The organism is Bradyrhizobium sp. USDA 327, from assembly GCF_041262065.1.
Classification (GTDB): domain Bacteria; phylum Pseudomonadota; class Alphaproteobacteria; order Rhizobiales; family Xanthobacteraceae; genus Bradyrhizobium; species Bradyrhizobium liaoningense.
On record NZ_JBGCCW010000001.1, the window covers coordinates 760738 to 778715 of the forward strand.

At 65.1% G+C, this 17978-nt stretch carries 13 protein-coding genes and 1 pseudogene; 6 read left to right on the forward strand and 8 right to left on the reverse strand.

Annotated elements, in window-relative coordinates:
• Window positions 1-57 precede the first annotated feature (57 nt).
• Together tcuA and tcuB are read left to right on the forward strand one after the other, a co-directional pair.
• Window positions 58-1449 (forward strand): FAD-dependent tricarballylate dehydrogenase TcuA, encoded by a 1392-nt coding sequence (gene tcuA / locus ABIA42_RS03325; protein WP_370115532.1) that lies wholly within the window; start codon window positions 58-60, stop codon window positions 1447-1449.
• Window positions 1436-2536 carry a tricarballylate utilization 4Fe-4S protein TcuB gene (gene tcuB, locus ABIA42_RS03330; RefSeq protein ID WP_370115530.1) on the forward strand — a complete coding sequence of 367 codons (1101 nt, stop codon included), beginning with the start codon at window positions 1436-1438 and terminating at the stop codon, window positions 2534-2536. Before tcuA ends, tcuB begins: the two co-directional genes overlap by 14 nt.
• 27 nt (window positions 2537-2563) lie before the next feature.
• On the opposite strand, the gene ABIA42_RS03335 is transcribed toward tcuB, so the two are convergent.
• Together ABIA42_RS03335 and ABIA42_RS03340 are read right to left on the reverse strand one after the other, a co-directional pair.
• Window positions 2564-5968 (reverse strand): acyl-[ACP]--phospholipid O-acyltransferase, encoded by a 3405-nt coding sequence (locus tag ABIA42_RS03335; protein WP_370115528.1) that lies wholly within the window; start codon window positions 5966-5968, stop codon window positions 2564-2566.
• A gap of 365 nt (window positions 5969-6333) precedes the next feature.
• Window positions 6334-6600, reverse strand: coding sequence for a hypothetical protein (locus tag ABIA42_RS03340; RefSeq protein WP_370115526.1), 267 nt, complete (start codon window positions 6598-6600; stop codon window positions 6334-6336).
• Between the two features lie 51 nt (window positions 6601-6651).
• Between ABIA42_RS03340 and ABIA42_RS03345 the strand changes: the two genes are divergently transcribed.
• Window positions 6652-7272: a TetR/AcrR family transcriptional regulator gene (locus ABIA42_RS03345; RefSeq protein WP_370123661.1), complete on the forward strand. Its 621-nt coding sequence runs from the start codon at window positions 6652-6654 to the stop codon at window positions 7270-7272.
• Window positions 7273-7287: 15 nt separating this feature from the next.
• Here the strand turns inward: ABIA42_RS03345 and ABIA42_RS03350 are convergent, their stop codons facing one another.
• The 3 genes from ABIA42_RS03350 to ABIA42_RS03360 all read right to left on the reverse strand — a co-directional run bounded on the left by ABIA42_RS03350 (window position 7288) and on the right by ABIA42_RS03360 (window position 11143).
• Window positions 7288-8592: a GGDEF domain-containing protein gene (locus ABIA42_RS03350; protein WP_370115524.1), complete on the reverse strand. Its 1305-nt coding sequence runs from the start codon at window positions 8590-8592 to the stop codon at window positions 7288-7290.
• 240 nt (window positions 8593-8832) lie between these two features.
• Window positions 8833-10137: a nicotinate phosphoribosyltransferase gene (gene pncB / locus ABIA42_RS03355; RefSeq protein ID WP_370115522.1), complete on the reverse strand. Its 1305-nt coding sequence runs from the start codon at window positions 10135-10137 to the stop codon at window positions 8833-8835.
• 79 nt (window positions 10138-10216) lie between these two features.
• On the reverse strand, window positions 10217-11143 hold the full coding sequence (locus tag ABIA42_RS03360) for a LysR family transcriptional regulator (protein WP_370115520.1): 927 nt from the start codon (window positions 11141-11143) through the stop codon (window positions 10217-10219).
• A 95-nt stretch (window positions 11144-11238) separates the two neighbouring features.
• On the opposite strand from ABIA42_RS03360, the gene pcaH reads away from it, so the two are divergent.
• A complete protein-coding gene (gene pcaH, locus ABIA42_RS03365) occupies window positions 11239-12027 on the forward strand; it encodes a protocatechuate 3,4-dioxygenase subunit beta (RefSeq protein ID WP_028178237.1) in 789 nt (262 codons plus the stop codon).
• Window positions 12028-12030: 3 nt separating this feature from the next.
• Window positions 12031-12657 (forward strand): protocatechuate 3,4-dioxygenase subunit alpha, encoded by a 627-nt coding sequence (pcaG, locus tag ABIA42_RS03370; RefSeq protein WP_370115518.1) that lies wholly within the window; start codon window positions 12031-12033, stop codon window positions 12655-12657.
• Between the two features lie 22 nt (window positions 12658-12679).
• Here the strand turns inward: pcaG and ABIA42_RS03375 are convergent, their stop codons facing one another.
• The gene (locus tag ABIA42_RS03375; RefSeq protein WP_370115516.1) at window positions 12680-13291 is read right to left on the reverse strand and encodes an NYN domain-containing protein; all 612 of its coding nucleotides are present in this window, start codon (window positions 13289-13291) and stop codon (window positions 12680-12682) included.
• A 352-nt stretch (window positions 13292-13643) separates the two neighbouring features.
• Window positions 13644-14549: a helix-turn-helix domain-containing protein gene (locus tag ABIA42_RS03380; RefSeq protein WP_271526808.1), complete on the reverse strand. Its 906-nt coding sequence runs from the start codon at window positions 14547-14549 to the stop codon at window positions 13644-13646.
• A 50-nt stretch (window positions 14550-14599) separates the two neighbouring features.
• On the opposite strand from ABIA42_RS03380, the gene pobA reads away from it, so the two are divergent.
• Window positions 14600-15772, forward strand: coding sequence for a 4-hydroxybenzoate 3-monooxygenase (gene pobA / locus ABIA42_RS03385; protein WP_271526807.1), 1173 nt, complete (start codon window positions 14600-14602; stop codon window positions 15770-15772).
• 44 nt (window positions 15773-15816) lie between these two features.
• Here pobA and ABIA42_RS03390 read toward each other — a convergent pair.
• Window positions 15817-17969 (reverse strand): annotated as a pseudogene (locus ABIA42_RS03390) (adenylate/guanylate cyclase domain-containing protein).
• Window positions 17970-17978: the final 9 nt, after the last annotated feature.

The following is a 17978-nucleotide window of genomic DNA, read 5'->3' on the forward strand; positions in this document are numbered from 1 at the left end:
CATCGAGACCGCCCGCTGGCAGAATGTCTCCAACCTTTGTCGCATCAGGCAGACGGCATGAGCAGCAAATACGACGTGCTGGTGATCGGCGGCGGCAATGCGGCGCTGTGCGCGGCGATCAGCGCCAGGCGCGGCGGCGCCTCGGTGCTGGTGCTCGAGGGGGCGCCAAAATTCTATCGCGGCGGCAACACCCGCCACACCCGTAACATGCGTTGCGCCCATGACGCGGCGACCGAAATCCTGACCGGTCCCTACACGGAAGAAGAGTTCTGGGAGGATCTGCTGCGCGTCACCGGCGGACAGACCGACGAGATGCTGGCGCGCCACATGATCCGCGAATCCAAGGACATCCTGAACTGGATCGTGGAGCAGGGTGTGCGCTGGCAGCCTTCGCTCGGCGGCACGCTGAGCCTCGGCCGCACCAACTCCTTCTTCCTCGGCGGCGGCCGCGCGATGCTCAACGCGCTCTATCTCACCGCCGAACGGCTCGGTGTGGAGGTCGAATACGATGCCGAGGTCACCGACCTCGTGATCGAGGACGGCATGTTCCTCGCTGCCCGCCTCAAGCGGCCGATCAAGGGCGAGACCGAGATCCGCGCGACCTCGCTGGTCGCCGCCGCCGGCGGCTTCGAGGCCAACATCGAATGGCTCAAGCAATATTGGGGCGAGGCCGCCGACAACTTCCTGATCCGCGGCACGCCCTATAATCGCGGCTCGATCCTGAAGATGCTGCTCGACAAGGGCGTGCAGGAGGTCGGCGATCCCACCCAGTGCCATGCGGTCGCGATCGACGCCCGCGCGCCGAAATTCGACGGCGGCATCATCACGCGGCACGACTCGGTCGTGTTCGGTATCGTCGTCAACAAGCACGCGCAGCGCTTCTACGACGAGGGCGAGGACATCTGGCCGAAGCGCTATGCGATCTGGGGCCGGCTGGTTGCCGCGCAGCCCGACCAGATCGCCTACATCATCTTCGATTCCACTGTCGTCACCAGCTTCATGCCGACGCTGTTTCCGCCGATCGCCGGACAGACCGTGGCGGAGCTCGCCGGCAAGCTCGAGCTCGATCCGGCCGCGCTGGAGAAGACCATCACCGAGTTCAACGCCGCGGTGCGGCCCGGCACCTTCGACCATACCATCCTGGATGACTGCAGTACCGAAGGCATCACGCCGGAGAAGACGCACTGGGCGCGCCGGATCGAGACGCCGCCTTATCTCGCCTATCCGGTGCGGCCCGGCATCACCTTCACCTATCTCGGCACGCGTGTGAACAGGGAGGCGCGGATGCTGATGAAGGGCGGCAAGCCGTCAGGCAACATGTTCGCGGCCGGCGAGATCATGGCCGGCAACGTGCTCGGCAAGGGCTATGCCGCGGGCATGGGCATGACCATCGGCAGCGTGTTTGGGCGGATTGCGGGACAGGAAGCGGCGAAACATGCACGGAACTAGGATTCTCGACGAAGCCGACCGTCTGATGACGGTCTGCAATTCCTGCCGTTACTGCGAAGGCCTGTGCGCGGTGTTTCCGGCCATGGAAATGCGCCGCGCCTTCTCGGACGGCGATCTCAACTATCTCGCCAATCTCTGCCATTCCTGCGGCGCCTGCTACGTCGACTGCCAGTTCTCGCCGCCGCACGAGTTCAATGTCAACGTCCCCAAGACGCTGGCGGTCGCGCGCGCGGAGTCCTATGCGGCCTATGCCTGGCCGCAGGCCCTGTCCGGTGCGTTCGCGCGCAATGGCCTCGTCATCAGCATGATCGCCGCGCTCAGCATGGCCGCCTTCATCCTCGGCTTCGCCGCGCTGAACGACCGCAGCGTGCTGTTCGGCGTGCACACCGGGCCAGGCGCCTTCTACAAGCTGATGCCACACAACACCATGGCCGCGTTGTTCGGCGCCGCCTTCCTCTATGCGATCCTGGCCCTTGTCATGAGCGTGCGCGCCTTCTGGCGCGACATCGGCGCACCCATTGGTGGCCGTGCCGACGGAGGCTCGATCCTTCAGGCGATCCGCGACGCCGGCGAGCTGCGCTATCTCCATGGCGGCGGCGTCGGCTGCTACAACGAGGACGACAAGCCCACCGACCGGCGCAAGTTCTATCACCACCTGACCTTCTACGGCTTCCTGCTCTGCTTTGCCGCGACATCGGTGGCAACGCTCTATCACTATCTGCTCGGGCGCGAGGCGCCATATCCGTGGTGGGACCTGCCCGTGGTGCTGGGCTCGCTCGGCGGCATCGGCCTGATCATCGGGCCGATCGGCCTGTTCACGGCCAAGATGCGCCGCGATCCGGCATTGCTTGACGAGAGCCGTTACGGCATGGATGTCGGCTTCATCGCCATGCTGTTCCTGACCGGCCTCACCGGAATGCTGCTGCTGGTCCTGCGCGAGACCGGCGCGATGGGACCGCTGCTCGCGCTGCATCTCGGCGCCGTGTTCGCGCTGTTCATCACCATGCCCTACGGAAAGTTCGTGCACGGCATTTATCGCTTTGCCGCGCTGGTACGCTACGCGCAGGAGCGGCGGACGGCGGCGTGACCCGCGCACCGTCCGTCCCGGAATCTCTTACGCCACCTCACGCTCCGGCGCCGACGCCTGCTCGCGAGCCATCGCCGTTGCGGTGACATAGTCGGTCTTGCCGGTGCCCAGCAACGGCACCTTGTCGACCGCCATGATCGCCGCGGGCACCGTCAGCTCGGACGCGCCGATCGTCTTGGCCTGGGCCTGCATCGCGCCACGCTCGGCGTTCTTCTGTGTCGTCAGCAAGACGATGCGCTCGCCCTTGCGCTGGTCCGGGATCGACACTGCGACGGACGCGGCCTGCGGCCATAGCGCGGTTGCGATACTCTCGACCGCGGAGAGCGAGACCATTTCGCCCGCGATCTTGGCAAAGCGCTTGGCACGGCCCTTGATGGTGATGAAGCCGGCGGCGTCGATCGCCACGATGTCGCCGGTGTCGTGCCAACCCTCGGCCAGCACTTCGAGCACGCCGGGATTCTCCGCCCGCAAGTAGCCGAGCATCACGTTCGGCCCGCGCACCGAGAGGCGTCCACCTTCCTCGATGCCGGGGACCGGATCGAGGCGGCTTTCCATCAGTGGCGACAGGCGGCCGACGGTGCCGGGACGGTTGGCCATCGGCGTGTTCATCGCCAGCACCGGCGCCGTCTCGGTGACGCCGTAGCCTTCGAGAATGCGGATGCCGTAGCGCTCCATGAACACCTGCCGCGTGCGTTCCTTGACCGCCTCGGCGCCGGCGATCACGAGGCGCAGAGTCCGGAAATCGTAAGGGTGCGCCGAGCGGGCATAGCCGGTGAGGAACGTGTCGGTGCCGAACAGAATCGTCGCGCCGGTCTGGTAGATCAGCTCGGGCACGATCCGGTAGTGCAGCGGCGAAGGGTACATGTAGATCGGGATGCCCGCCAGCATCGGCATCATCATTCCGCCGGTCAACCCGAAGGAGTGGAACACAGGCAGCACGTTGAACACCTTGTCATTGGCATTGGCGTCAACCCGCGCCAGCGCCTGCGCCGCGTTGGCGAGGATGTTGCGGTGGGACAGCACGACGCCCTTCGGCGTGCCTTCCGAGCCCGAGGTGAACAGCACGACGGCCGGATCGTTGGCCTGGCGGGACACGCGCGGCGCGGTGCCGGCGAGCAGGCCCTTGATCTTGTCGGCGGCCCCGATCGAGGCGCGGACGTCCTCGAGATAGACGACGCGGGCTTCGGTGGAGATCGCGGTCATCAGCTTGTCGAGCTTGCCCTTTTCTATGAAGGCCTTCGAGGTCAGCACGGTCTGGACCCGCGCGGCCTTCATGGCGGCGAGCACGTTGACCGGGCCGGCCGAGAAGTTGAGCATCGCCGGCACCCGGCCGATGTTCTGCAGCGCCATGAAGACGACGGCGACGCCCGCCGAGTTCGGCAGCAGCACGCCGACATTCTCGCCGACGGCGGTTCCGCTCTCCAGCTTCCGGCTCAGGACCTGAGCGCCGAGGATCAGCTTGCGATAGGTCAGCCTGGTGCCGAGCGCGTCCTCGATGATGACCTTGCCGGTGTCGCGGTCGCGATAGGCGTGTCCGAGTGCTTCGAACAGCGTGTGATCGAGCATGGCGTTCTTCACGAGCGCGTCGATCATGACGTCCTGCAGTGCGGCGCCGGCGGCATTGCGGCGCGCCTTGCCCTTGAGCGTTTCGTCGACCGGGAGCTTGACCGGTGGAAGGATGGTGACCGTCACGCGCGGAAACCACGACCGCTTGATCTGGCTGCTGTTGAGATAGCTGAGATATGAACGCTGCGCGCCTTCGATGCGAACCGGCACGACCACGGCGTCGGCCTTGTCCGCGATCATCGCGGTGCCGTCATAGACCTTCATCAGCGAGCCGGAGACGGTGATGCGTCCTTCCGGGAAGATCACCACCGGTTCGCCGGCGGCGACGAGCTTGATCAGGTCGCGTGCGGCCAGCGGCTTGGTCGGATCCATGGTGTAGTGCTTGACGACGCGCAGGAACGGCTTGGCCCACCAGGCCTTGGCGATGCCGGTATCTACCGCGAAGCTCGCGTCGATCGGCAGCACGGCGTGCAGCAGCGGGCCGTCGATCAGGCTGACATGGTTCGGCGCGATCAGCATGCGCGTGCCTGATGGCGGCAGGTTTTCGAGACCGCGGACCTCGGTGCGGAACAGCGCACGGAAAAGCAGCCCGCCGAAATCGCGCACGCCTTCCTTGCCCCACTTCGTGAGCACGAACCAAACCGCGCCGAAGCTGGCGACGCCGAGGCCGAAGTAGATCCAGCCGATATGGAGGCCGGCCGCCTGCAGCAGCGCGACGAACAGCGAGCCGACCACCATGAAGGCGGCCTGCAGCACGTTGCCGGCGGCGATGATGCGGGCGCGCTCGGACGGCGCCGACCAGGCCTGGACGGCGGCGAAGGACGGCACGACGAACAGGCCGCCGCCGAAGGCGAAGGCGGCGAAGTCGACCAGCATGCGCAGGCCCGCGAACGAGGTCGCGAAACCGGCCGCGGTGAGGTCCTGACCCTTGGCGGTCACGCCGATGGCCCAGGCGAGATCGAGGCCGGCACATCCCATGATGATGGCGCCGATCGGCACCAGCGCGAGATTGGGACGAACGTGGCTGAGGCTTGCGGCGAACAGCGAGCCGATGGCGATGCCGATCGCGAAGATCGCAAGGCACAGCGTCACCACGCCCTCGGTGCCGCCGACCACCTCCTTGATCAGTGCCGGCAGCAGCGACAGCACGATGGCGCCGACCAGCCAGAACCAGGAGACGATCACGGTGCCGTCCCACAGCCGGTGATCGGCGTGCAACGTCCTGAGCAGGCTCAGCGTCGAGGTCCAGGGATTGGCATCGACGGGCAGATCGGGCGCGGAGGGCGTCGTCTGCGGAATGCGGGACGCGAACACCCAGGACAACACAGCCAGCACGACCACGGCCGAGGCGACCCAGCCCATATGCGCGGAGCCGGCCACGAACTGGCCGCCGGCGACTGTGCCGAGCAGGATGGCCATGAATGTTGCGCCTTCGACCAGCGCGTTGCCGGTCGCGAGCTCGCCGAGCTCGAGCTGGTCCGGCAGCATGGCGTACTTCACCGGGCCGAACAGGGCGGCGATGACGCCGAACAACGCAAGCGCTGCGAACAGCAGCGGCACCGAATGCAGGAAGAAGCCGGCGGCGGCAAAGCCGGCGGCGAAGATCTCGGCGAATTTGAGCCGCCTTGCGACGACGGATTTGACGTACTTGTCGGCGAGCTGGCCGCCTAGGCCTGACAGGATGAAGTAGGGGAAGATGAAGACGGCGCCTGCGACCGTCACCAGGGCATCGCCGTGGCCGATCGCTGCGCTGTAAAGCAGAATGATGACGAGTGCATTCTTGAGCACGTTGTCATTGAGCGCCGAGAAGAATTGCGCCCAGAACAGCGGCGCGAAGCGGCGTGACGACATCAAATCCCTGATCATGACCAGTCCTGTTTTGGAAACGCATCTTGGGGTTGTTACGCTGTCGGTGGGGCGTCGGGACCAGAGATATGCGATGGGCAAATTGCGAGGTGAGGACGATCGTCCCGGCTCGCTTTGCGCCGTCGCTCCTTCCGATCCTGTTGGTCTCCGATTGGCGTCGTTAGGTTCGCAAATGACTTTGGAGGCGGCGTATCAGGCTCCGGCAGGAGGGCCGCAGCTCCACGGATATTGCGCCGGGCGATGAGGAAAACCTGAACCGCATCGCCGAGGGCCGCGCCATCCGGCGCGAATATCGGGGCATGGTGAGTCCGACATTGTAACCGGCTCTTGCATTCGAACCGATCGGAAGGTGCCGGCTGCGCGTCTCAGGTGAGATGGGCGAGGTGCCGAAACGGCGAGAAGCGGCCGAGCAGGCTGAACCGGCGTCGCTCGCGGCGGGCTCGCACGCGGTTCGCCCGCCACATCCGGAAGGTCGCGCGGCGCTCGGCAAGCACGCCGGCAATGTCGCAGGCATTGGCGATGCGATCGATCGGCGACATCACGACCTTGAGGGCGGCTAGGCAGAGGCCGGTCACGAGAGCCGTGGCGTCATCGAGGAAGGTGGCGGCGATATCAACAGCGAGGGTTTGCATTTCGCAGGTCTCCGAGTTAAATTGAACAATGTTCATATGAGTAGCTTGAAAATGAACAATGTTCAAGAAGAATCGCTGCGCGACCAGAAAAAAAGCCGGCGGCGGCGCCAGATCCTGGAGATCGCCCGCGGCATTATCGCAGCTAAAGGGCTGAGATCATTGAAGGTTCGGGACGTTGCCGAGGCTGTCGGCTGTTCGGTTGGCAGCGTCTATAACGAGTTCGGCGACTTCGACGGGGTCATCCTGACCGTCAATCGGGAGACGGTTCAGGCGCTCACGGCGCGGCTGCGGGGCGTTCCCGCTGAGGATCCGGTTCGCCAGCTCTATGGGCTTGCCGAGACCTATCTCGATTTCTTTGCGGGGCACGCCAATCTGCTGCGCTCCTTGTTCGAGCATCGGATGGAGGACGATCGACCTTATCCGGACGACATCCTTCAGATGGTGATGGATGCCTTTGCGCTGATGCATCCACCCCTGGTGCGGCTATTGCCGGATGCGGATGACGTGAAGATCGCGCTGCTGTCTCGCACGCTGTTTTCCGCCGTGCATGGCATCATCTCGCTCGGCCTCGAGGAGCGCATGGTGGCCGTGCCGCCGCAGATGCTGCGCCAGCAGATCGAACAATTCCTCGACGTGCATCTCAGAGGGCTCGGGATTCTGCCCCAGCGCTGACAGCGGCGAGCCGCGTCAGGCGCGCGCAGCTTCGCGCGGGCGGGTTGCGACGGCGACGGCGCCCGGACTTCCGCTCTCGACCTGAACGCGGTTGCGTCCCTTTTCCTTGGCGCGATAGCAGGCAGCATCCGCGCGCCGCATCGCATCCTCGAGCGTGATGTTGCGGTCGGCAATGCAGGTCACTCCGATGCTGGCGCTCACCGCAAAGCAACGATCGTCCCAGGCGAAACTGAGCAGTTCGAGCGACCTGCGCAGACGCTCGGCGATGTCGACGGCATCGAAGGGCGAGCATTGCGGCAGGATCAGCCCGAATTCGTCACCGCCGAGCCGGGCCACCAGATCACGCGCGTGCCGGCCCTGTTGCAGGAGGCGCGAGACCTCGCGGAGCAGCCGGTCGCCGGCAAGGTGGCCACAGCTATCGTTGACGCTCTTGAACTGATCGAGGTCGAGCAGGATCAGGCCGAGCGCACCCGCCGCGGCATTGTCCAGCTCGCTTTGCAGGCGCGCCTCGAAGGCGCGACGGTTCGACAGGCCGGTCAGCCAGTCGTGCGAGGCCTGCCAGGCCAGGCGCTGTGTCTCGGCATGCAGGGCGTTTTCGAACGCCTGTCGTTGCAGCACCAGCCGCCGAGTATGCCAGATCAGAAGCAGGATCAGCGCCGCGGCGGTGGCGATGTTGATGCAAGTCAGCGTCACCTTGATGGCGCGGGAGCCTTCGCCGAGGACGGTGGAGAACCGCTTGGCATGCACCGTGAACTGGGTATTGAGCTCCGAGAGCCGCGACGACAGGAATTGCAGGCGGCCGTCTTGAATGGGACCGTTCTCCAGCTCGGAGCGGATCAACTCGCCGAACACGCTCAGCTCCAGCAGCATGGGATCTGTCGCCTCCCATTCCCGGATCGCGTCCTGGAGGAAGCTGACGCGGTTGAAGTAGCGAAACAGCCAGATCAGTCCCGCCACGTCATCGGGATGGTTGCCGCCCTGCAGGAAGCCGATACGGGCGGCCTCGACGTCGACCGGATCGCGTTCGAGCGCCCAGCGCGCAAACTCGTCCCCGATGGGAACGGCGAGCGCGGCCTGGTACTGCGCGAACTGGCTGGCGTCGCCCGAATGCAGGTAGCGATTGAGGAAGTAGACGGCATTCTTCTGCGAGCGCGACCATAGCGCTTCGCCCGCGACATAGGCGCGGACCGACGACATCACCTCGAGGCTGAATCCCGCGATCGCCGCCTGGAGCACGACGACCATCACGAAAGGCGAAACGAGCTTGATGACGTGAAGGAAGCAGTGTCCCTCCGCCGACGTCGCTGTTCTGCGAAACACCTTATTCCCCAAGTCGATCAACGATCCCAACGGAGCGTTGCGCCTGCAACGCCAAGTAGACGGGATGGTTGCTTAACTCGACCTGAATGGTGCGGAGGACTCCGTCGCAGGGTGAAGCCGTCGTGAAGCAGTTGCCCGCAAATCGCTTCAAATGCTGGCGAACCGGGACCGGCGCGGCATCGGCGAGCCAATGCAGTGCATTCGTCGTGCGCGGTTCACCTGATCGAGGGGGCGGTTCGGCTAGACCAGCACCGGCTTGCGCACGCGGCCCGCGTCGCCGAACACGCGCAGGTAACGCTCGATCTCCGAGGGAAGGCCGGTCGCCTTCTCCGGATTGTCGGAGAGCTTGACGGCCGGATGACCGTCGACCGACGAGACCTTGCAGACCAGCGAGATCGGATCGAGGTTGAACGAGCCGTCCGGCGTGCAGCCGACGAAGTCGTTGGTGAGGTTGGTGCCCCAGCCGAAGGAGAGTCGCACGCGTCCGGTGAAGTGGTGGTACGTCTCCTCGATCGAGCCGACGTCCATCGCGTCGGAAAAGACGAGCAGCTTGTCCCTGGGGTTGCGGCCCTTCTTGTCCCACCAGGCGATGATCTCCTCGCCGGCCTGGATCGGCGGCGCGCTGTCGGGGCGGAAGCCGGTCCAGTCGGCGACCCATTCCGGCGCATCGCGCAGGAAGGCCTTGGTGCCGAAGGCGTCGGGCAGTGCGATCAGGAGATTGCCGCCATAGGTCTGGCGCCACTGGTCGAGAATGCGGTAGGGCGCCCAGCGCAATTCCTCGTCGTCCCGGGCGAGCGCGGCCGCGACCATTGGCAGCTCATGCGCGTTGGTGCCGATCGCTTCGAGATCGTTGTCCATCGCGAGTAGCACGTTGGATGTGCCGATGAAGGAGGGGCCCAGGCCTTCCTTCACCGCCTCCACGCACCAGCGCTGCCAGAGGAAGCCGTGACGGCGGCGGGTGCCGAAATCGGACAGCCGCAAATTTTCGAGCTTGCGCAGCCGTTCCACCTTGGTCCACAGCTTGGCCTTGGCGCGGGCATAGAGCACGTCGAGCTCGAAACGGCCGCGGCCTTTCATCGCCCCACGCGAACGCAGCTCGTTGAGGATGGCAAGCGCCGGAATCTCCCACATCGTGGTGTGGGTCCACGGTCCGTGGAAATGCAGCTCGTACTGGCCGTCGACCTTGCGCAGCTCGTATTCGGGCAGGCGGAATTCCGCCAGCCAGCGGATGAAGTCGGCCGAGAACATGTGGGTCTTGCCATAGAAGGTATTACCGGCAAGCCAGATCAGCTCTTTCTTGCTGAAGCGGATGGTGCGGGCGTGATCGAGCTGGGCGCGCAGCTCGCCCTCGTCGATGATCTCGGCGAGCCGCACATGGCGCGAGCGGTTGATGACCGAGAAGGTCACCTGCTGATCCGGGTAATCTTCCCGAATCATTTGCAACATCAATAGCTTGTAGAAGTCGGTATCCAGCAGGCTGCGGATGATGGGATCCAGCCGCCAGCTGTGATTGTAGGTCCGGCTCGCAATGTCGGTCACTGTCATGGGGGGATTTTAGCGTGGCTGCCCTTGCGCAACCAGTGGGTTTGGCGGGAATCAGGTTTTGCGGCGGAGGGCCGGTCGTTCAGGCGGCGGCCGTCGCCGCGACAGTCTCGAGCTGGCTCCTGATCCAACGATGGGCCGGGTCTTTCTGATAGCGCTGGTGCCAGACCATGAACATCGGCAGCTCGGCCAGCGTTCGCGTGCGGGAGGCCAATGGTATTCGCGTTTGCGCGAAATCGCGCATCACGCCGGGCGCGAGCAGGCTCGGCATGCTCGCAAGCATCTGCGAGCCGCGCAGGAAGGACGGCACGCCGGAGAAGCTCGGCACGGAGATCGCGATGTCGCGGTGAAGCCCGTTCGCAGCGAGCCTGCGGTCGAAGTCCAGCCGCTCGTTGTCGGTGTAGACCACGGTGATGTGACGTGCCGCGAGATAGGCGTTGCGGCTGGCAGGCGCAGCACGCGTCTTTGCATCGTAATAGCAGACGTAGTGATCCCTCAGCAGCCGCTTCTGCACGATGTCGACGCCCGACGGAGGCAGCGGCGTGATCAGGAGATCGCAGCGATTTTCGCGCAGCATCGCAGGCGAAGGCGATTGCGAGGGGATCACGCGCAGGTTCAGGCTCTTCACCCGCTCGGCGACATGGCTGAAGAAGCGGGGCAGCAGAAGGTCGCGCTGGAAGTCGTTGGCGGCGATCGTCAGCGACAGCTGGGCCTGCGCCGGCGCGAAGCTGACGCCGCCGGCAAAGCTGCGCATCTCGTCGATCAACGCGCGCGCCTTCGCGGCGAGGGCCTGGGCGTGCGCCGTGGCGACGATGCCGCGGCCGGATTTGGCGAACAGCGGATCGCCGGCAATCCGCCGCAGCTTGTTCAGCCCGTGGCTGACCGCCGATTGCGTCAGGCCGAGCCGTGTTGCCGCCGCCGTCACCGAACCTTCCTCCAGCACGGCGAGGAACAGCTCGAGAGCGTGGCCGTCGAGCGCCAAATGATCGATTTCCTTCATGGAATTCATTATAATTGATCTATTTATCTTGAGAATAGACCGTTCCATGATCTCCCGACAAGCCGCGCGCCCGGACCCGGGCGCCACAGGGAGAGACAACGCCGATGAATGCCCAGGCGCCAGCCTTGCGGGATCCCCGCCTCAATCGTCCCGAGCCCTTTACGCCGCCGCTCGGCGACGGCGGCTTCTTTCAGCGTGACCGTTCGATCCATCCGCCGGCGCATGCGCCGGGGTACAAATCCTCGGTGCTGCGCTCGCCGCGCCAGGCGCTGTTGTCGCTCGAGAACTCGGTCTCGGAGATCACGGGGCCGGTGTTCGGGCACAATGATCTCGGCCCGCTCGACAACGATCTGATCCGCAACTACGCCAAGGACGGCGATCCGATCGGCGAACGCATCATCGTCCATGGCCGCGTGCTGGACGAGACCGGCCGCGGCGTTGCGAACACGCTGGTCGAGTTCTGGCAGGCCAATGCCGGCGGCCGCTACCGGCACAAGAAGGACACGTATCTGGCGCCGATCGACCCGAACTTCGGTGGCTGCGGCCGCGCGCTGACCGACGAGACCGGTTACTACTATTTCCGCACCGTGAAGCCGGGTCCTTATCCCTGGCGCAACTACGTCAACAGCTGGCGCCCGGCCCACATCCACTTCTCGGTGTTCGGCTCGGGCTTCGCGCAGCGGCTGATCACGCAGATGTACTTCGAGGGCGATCCCTTGATCCCGGTCTGCCCGATCCTGACGACGATTCCGGACAAGGATGCGCTCGACCGCCTCGTCGCGCCGCTCGACCTCAATGCCTCGTCGCCCTTCGACTCGCTCGCCTACCGCTTCGACATCGTCCTGCGCGGCCAGCGCTCCACCTATTTCGAAAATCGTACCGAGGGGAACTGAGCCATGCCGCAGCCGCTCAACTATCTCAAGGAAACCGCCTCGCAGACGGCCGGACCCTACGTCCATATCGGCTTGATCCCGGCGATGGCCGGCTTCGACATCTTCGAGAAGAACTTCTCCAACGTGCTGGTGACGCCGAACACCGCAGGTGAACGCATTACGCTGGAAGGCAAGGTGCTCGATGGCACCGGCACGCCGCTGCGCGACGTGCTGCTGGAGATCTGGCAGGCCAATGCGAGCGGTCGCTACAACCATCCGGCCGATCACTCGGCGGGCGCGCTGGAGCCGGAGTTTCGCGGCTGGGGCCGGGCTGGTTCCGACTTCGAGAGCGGCCTCGTCACCTTCGAGACCATCAAGCCGGGCGCGATCACCGACAAGGCGGGCCGCAAATGCGCACCGCACATCAATGTCTGGGTCGTCGCGCGCGGCATCAATATCGGCCTCAACACGCGGCTCTACTTCTCGGACGAAGAGGCGGCCAACGCCGCCGATCCCGTGCTCAACCTGATCGAGCAGCCGATCCGTCGCAAGACGCTGATCGCAACGCGCAGCGAGCGCGCCGGCAAGGTCGTGTATTCCTTCACGATCAATTTGCAGGGGCCGGAGGAAACGGTGTTCTTCGACGTCTGAGGTGCCAGCGGCCGTCCCCGGTTCATTCCACCCGGTCGCTCCGATTGATGGATCCGCGCGCGAGGAATTGCGGTGGCTGCCACACCTCGCGCGATCCCGGCCGGTCGACCGGATCGCGCGCCACTTTCGGTTTCAAGTCTGCCAGGTCGATGAACAAGTCGGCCTGCCGGCGCAGGTCGTCGGCGACCATGGGCGGCTGAGTGGAGAGTGTGGAGACGACCGTCACGCGGACACCGCGGCGTTGCAAGGCTTCAACCAGCGACCGAAAGTCCCCATCGCCCGACAACAACACGATCTGATCGACGTGTTCGGCGAGCTCCATCGCACTCACGGCAAGGTCGACATCCATGCTGCCCCTCACCTTGCGGCGGCCGGTGGTGGCGTCGACGAACTCCTTGGTGAGCTTGGTGACGACGGTGTATCCGTTGTAGTCGAGCCAATCGATCAGCGGGCGGATTGACGAAAACTCCTGATCCTCGATGACGGTCGTGTAGTAAAAGGCGCGCAGCAGCGTACCCCGGCCCTGAAACTCGCTGAGCAACCGCCTGTAATCGATGTCGAAGCCGAGCGCCTTGGAGGTGGCATAGAGATTGGAGCCATCGATAAAGAGCGCGATCTTCCCAAACGAAGACATTATGCACAAATCCCGAGTTCAACACGAAAGCTGACGGATCCAGCCGAAATGGCGCGATGTATCGGCCGGAAAATACTGAAGGCGCCGATGGCTTGCTGAAAAGGCGGCGCAGACGACCGGACAGGGGCGGCCGCCTTGCGCCGAGGTTAGGGAGGTTCCATGCCACCAGCGCCAGGGCGCTGAATGCAGTCACGCTAAGGCGCGCGCATTCGCCGCTCAATTGTACGGAGGTAAAGGGCCTCTATCCAAAGGATAGCACCCCTTATACGAAGGTAAGTGGGGCGCGCCGGCAACCAACGCGACTGCGGCGTGGCCTCCGATCATCAGCGCGCGTGGTCTTTCGTCCGGTGGTTCAGCCTTCGCGGTCATGCAGCTGCGCGCGAAACGCGCGCGGCGATAGTCCCGTGGCGGCGGCATAGACCCGGCTGAAATAGGCGGGGTCCTCGAAGCCGAGGGCGTAGGCGATCGTCGAGACCGGCAGGTTGGTGTAGACGAGGTTGCGCCGCGCCTCGCGGATCAGCCGGTTGAGGATCAAATGCGAGGCGGTGTCGCCGGTCGCCGCCCGCGTGATCCGGTTGAGATGGGTCGGCGTGATCGACAGCGCGCCTGCGTAGTCCGCAACGCTCCAGCGCTCGAGATGGTGCTGCTCGAGCAGCGCCTCGAAGCGCCGGAATAGTCCGCTTTCCGCCGTGCCGTTGCCGCCGCTCTCTCCCGCAAGCGCGCGGGCCACAAGCCCGATCATGGCCGACGACAAGGCGCGGAGCACGTGCGCGCGGCCGAAATCGCGGGCGGCGTGCTCGGCGAAGATCTGCTTCATGGTGGCGCGGATCTGCGGCGTGCCGCGCACCACGGCCGATCGCGACAGCGGGCCGCGCAGACCCTCGGCGGCGAGCAGCGCCTCATCCAGAATCTCCGCCGCGATGGTCAGCACCCAGCCCTGGGTATCAGGCACGAAGCGGAAGCCGTGGACGTGGCCGACAGGTACGTTGACGATCTGCATCGGCCTCAAGGGCACCACGCGTCCGTCGAGCGTCGCCTCGCCGCCGCCGCGCTCGATCAGCAGCACCTGGTGCAGCCGGGCATGGCGATGCACGGCCAGCGTCCAGTCGTGCAGCACCGAGCGCGACGCGATCGTCTCGCAATGCACGACGTCGGGCAGATCGCCGGACTCGCCGAACAGATTGTAGACCCGGATCGCGGGGCCAGGGGCTGAGCTTCTCATGTTCGAATAGTACAAGACAATGGCAAAACCCTCCATCGGTTCGCAGCGCTGAATCTGCAAAAAAGTGCCGACGGGAGGATGCAAAAATGAAAGTTCAGGTCTGTATCATCGGCGGTGGGCCGTCCGGGTTGTTGCTGTCGCAGCTTCTGCACCTGAAGGGCATGGACACGATCGTGCTGGAGAAATACAGCCGCGATCACGTGCTCGCCCGCATCCGTGCCGGCGTGCTCGAGCACGGCTTTGCCAAGCTGATGCGCGAGGCCCAGTGCGGCGAGCGGATGGACCGGGAGGGGGAGATTCACCGCGGGTTCGAGATTGCCCATGACGGCGTGCTCTCCAAGATCGACCTGCACAAGCATTCCGGCGGCAATTCGGTGCTGGTCTACGGCCAGACCGAGTTGACGCGCGACCTCTACGAGGCGCGCGACCGGCTCGGCGGCAAGGTCGTGCACAATGCCGAGGACGTGACGCCGCACGATCTGACGTCGGACCGGCCCTACGTGACCTATCGCTCGAACGGTGAAACGATCCGCATCGATTGCGACTACATCGTCGGCGCTGATGGTTTCCACGGCGTCAGCCGCAGGTCGATCCCGAAGGACGTTCTGCGTGAATATGAGAAGGTCTATCCGTTCGGCTGGTTGGGGGTGCTGTCGCGCACGAAACCGGTGTCGCCCGAGCTGATCTATGTGAAGCACGAGCGCGGCTTTGCGCTCTGCTCCCTGCGCTCGCAGGTGCTCAGCCGCTACTACATCCAGGTGCCTTTGACCGACAAGGTGGAGGACTGGAGCGACGATGCGTTCTGGGCCGAGCTGAAGCGCCGCCTGCCGGAGCAGGTCGCCGGCCGCCTGATCACGGGGCCGTCGATCGAGAAGAGCATCGCGCCGTTGCGCAGCTTCGTCGCCGAGCCGATGAGCTATGGCCGGCTGTTCCTCGCCGGCGATGCGGCCCACATCGTGCCGCCAACCGGCGCACGCGGACTGAACAGCGCCGCTTCCGACATCTACTATCTCTACCACGCCTTGCTCGCGCATTATCAGAGCGGCGACGATTCCGGTCTCAAAGGCTATTCCGCCAAGGCGCTCGCGCGTATCTGGAAGGCACAACGCTTCTCTTGGTGGATGACGATGCTGCTGCACCGTTTTCCCGACCGGCTCGAATATGAGGATCGGCTGCAGCAAACGGAGCTGGACTATCTGCTCTCGTCCGAAACGGCGCAGCGCCTGCTCGCGGAGAACTACGTGGGGCTGCCGTTTTAGAGGCGACGATCTCTCTTTCACCCCCCCGGGGAAGGTAAGGGCCGCTACTTCCCTTCCAGCGTGTTGACTGGTGTCCAGTCCGGCGGTGGTGGATCTGAGATGAGCGCTCGCGCGCGTTCGGCAAACAGCGCCGACGCTGGATCGATCTTCGCGACCTGATCGAACGCGTCGGCGGCCTTCGCGAACTCCCGTGTGCGCCAGCATACCAGCCCCTCCGCATACGCCGCGGCCACCCTCGTCTGCTCGTCGCTCTCGGCGTCCTTCTCCGCCAGCGGCTCGAACACCCTGATGGCCTCGCCGCGCCCCATCACCCTGATCGCATCGAGTTCGCGCCAGGCGAAGGTGTTGCCGGTCTGCGCCATCGTGGTTTCCGACGCCATGATCGCGGTGCCGTAATATTTGTTGGCGCCCTCGAGCCGCGAGGCGACGTTCACGGTGTCGCTCATCACGGTGTAATTGAAGCGGCGCCGCGAGCCGATATTGCCGACCACGGCTTCGCCGCTGTTGAGTCCGATGCGATGCGACAGGCCGTGACCGGCGAAGGCCGGATGGCCGGCATTGAGCTCCGCCAGCTTCTCGTGGCACTTCAGCGCGGCACGAACCGCGTTGCGCGCGTGCGCGGGATCGTCGGCCGGCGCGCCGAACATGGCGACGATGGAATCGCCGATATATTTGTCGACGTAGCCGCCATGGCTTTCGATGATGTCGGTCATGGCGGAGAGATATTCGTTCATCAGCGTGACCAGCTCCACCGGCGTGATGGTCTCCGCGATCGAGGAGAAGCCGCTGAGATCGGAGAAGAACATGGTGACGTTGCGCATCTCGCCGCCGAGCGCCGGCATCTTGCCGGACGCCACCATGGTATCGATGACCTCGGGCGCGAGATAATAGGCGAAGCTCTTGCGGAGGAAGCGCTCGTCGCGATCGGCCAGCACGAATCGGTAGCCGATCATCATCGCCAGCGCGGCGAGGCTCGCCAGGGCCGGTTCAACAAGAGGCAGCGCCAGCGCATGCACGAACGCAGCGACGGCGAGGGCTGCGTAAACGGCGACGACGGCGAGCCAGGCGGTCACCGCGCCGACGGGTGCGAGCATGCAGGCCGCGCAGGCGATGATCGCCGCGAGCGCAATCGTGAGAACGGTCCGCGCGGCAAAGCCGAGCTCGGTCACCGCGTCTTGCTCGATCAGATTTCGGATCGCAGTGGCATGCACGAACACACCTGCGATGTCGCTACGGGCCTTCTGCGCGGTGCCGGCGCGAGCGGGCAGGGCGCATCGTGGCGCGGGCGAGCCGTCATAGCCGCCCGACAATCGCATCGAGGTCAGCTTGCGGTCCTCGAAGTTGAGGATGGTGCCGAGCAATACGACCTTGCCGTCGAAGCCGCGGCGGAAGAAATCGCGGTCGCCCTTCTCGGCGCAGGCGCGCAGGTCGGCGAAAGAATAGGTCGGGACGTCGCGGCCCAGGCCACGAAAGTTGAGCGTCAGCGTATTGGGCTCTCCGCGCTCGGAATCGCGTAGCCGGACAGCTCCATCACGCCGGATGGCCCGATCTCGGGTTTGGCGCCGAGTGCCCGCGCGGCGAGTTCGACCGCCATCGCGGGCACCGGCTTGTCACCGATGGAGAAGGTGAGCGGCATCCGTCGGATCACGTCGTCGGGGTCGGTATGGACGTTGAGAGCGCGGATATTGTTCTTCACCGCCAGCTGCTGCGCGCGGTAGGGCCTCTCCGGATGGTCGTTGCTCAGGATTTCGCCGAGCACCAGCTTGCCGGTGTCGGAGATCTGCCGCAGGGCTATCAGATAGTCCCGGTCAAAGCCCTTCATGCGCGTGCCGAGCGGCGCGTCGCCGAAGGAAATCTCGGATTGCTCGATCGAGCTCGGAAAGATGACGTCGAAGCCGATCACCTTGGCGCCGCCCTCGGCGATGCTCCCGAGCACCCGGCCGATCTCGCGCGTCCAGGTCTGGGTCGGTGATCCCTTGAAGGGCGGGGTGTCGTAGGTCTCTCCGTCGATCGCCACCACGACGACGGGCGACGTGGCGGGATCACGGCGATCGCCAATGACCTTGCCGCGCAGCGCCGTGAGGATGTCGAGGGAGAGACCTTGCAGCGTCTGAAGCGGCGGTGACGTGAAGATCGCGCCCGCAAGGAGCGCAATCAGGATCGTCGCAACGATGTCCCGCCTGCCGATCCGCCGCATCGCGCCTTC

Excerpts from the sequence above, each read along its gene's own strand:
- tcuA (WP_370115532.1), top strand. The coding sequence starts at position 58 with ATGAGCAGCAAATACGACGTGCTGGTGATCGGCGGCGGCAATGCGGCG.
- tcuB (WP_370115530.1), top strand. The coding sequence starts at position 1,436 with ATGCACGGAACTAGGATTCTCGACGAAGCCGACCGTCTGATGACGGTC.
- ABIA42_RS03335 (WP_370115528.1), bottom strand. The coding sequence starts at position 5,968 with ATGATCAGGGATTTGATGTCGTCACGCCGCTTCGCGCCGCTGTTCTGG.
- ABIA42_RS03340 (WP_370115526.1), bottom strand. The coding sequence starts at position 6,600 with ATGCAAACCCTCGCTGTTGATATCGCCGCCACCTTCCTCGATGACGCC.
- ABIA42_RS03345 (WP_370123661.1), top strand. The coding sequence starts at position 6,652 with ATGAACAATGTTCAAGAAGAATCGCTGCGCGACCAGAAAAAAAGCCGG.
- pncB (WP_370115522.1), bottom strand. The coding sequence starts at position 10,137 with ATGACAGTGACCGACATTGCGAGCCGGACCTACAATCACAGCTGGCGG.
- ABIA42_RS03360 (WP_370115520.1), bottom strand. The coding sequence starts at position 11,143 with ATGAATTCCATGAAGGAAATCGATCATTTGGCGCTCGACGGCCACGCT.
- pcaH (WP_028178237.1), top strand. The coding sequence starts at position 11,239 with ATGAATGCCCAGGCGCCAGCCTTGCGGGATCCCCGCCTCAATCGTCCC.
- pcaG (WP_370115518.1), top strand. The coding sequence starts at position 12,031 with ATGCCGCAGCCGCTCAACTATCTCAAGGAAACCGCCTCGCAGACGGCC.
- ABIA42_RS03375 (WP_370115516.1), bottom strand. The coding sequence starts at position 13,291 with ATGTCTTCGTTTGGGAAGATCGCGCTCTTTATCGATGGCTCCAATCTC.
- ABIA42_RS03380 (WP_271526808.1), bottom strand. The coding sequence starts at position 14,549 with ATGGAGGGTTTTGCCATTGTCTTGTACTATTCGAACATGAGAAGCTCA.
- pobA (WP_271526807.1), top strand. The coding sequence starts at position 14,600 with ATGAAAGTTCAGGTCTGTATCATCGGCGGTGGGCCGTCCGGGTTGTTG.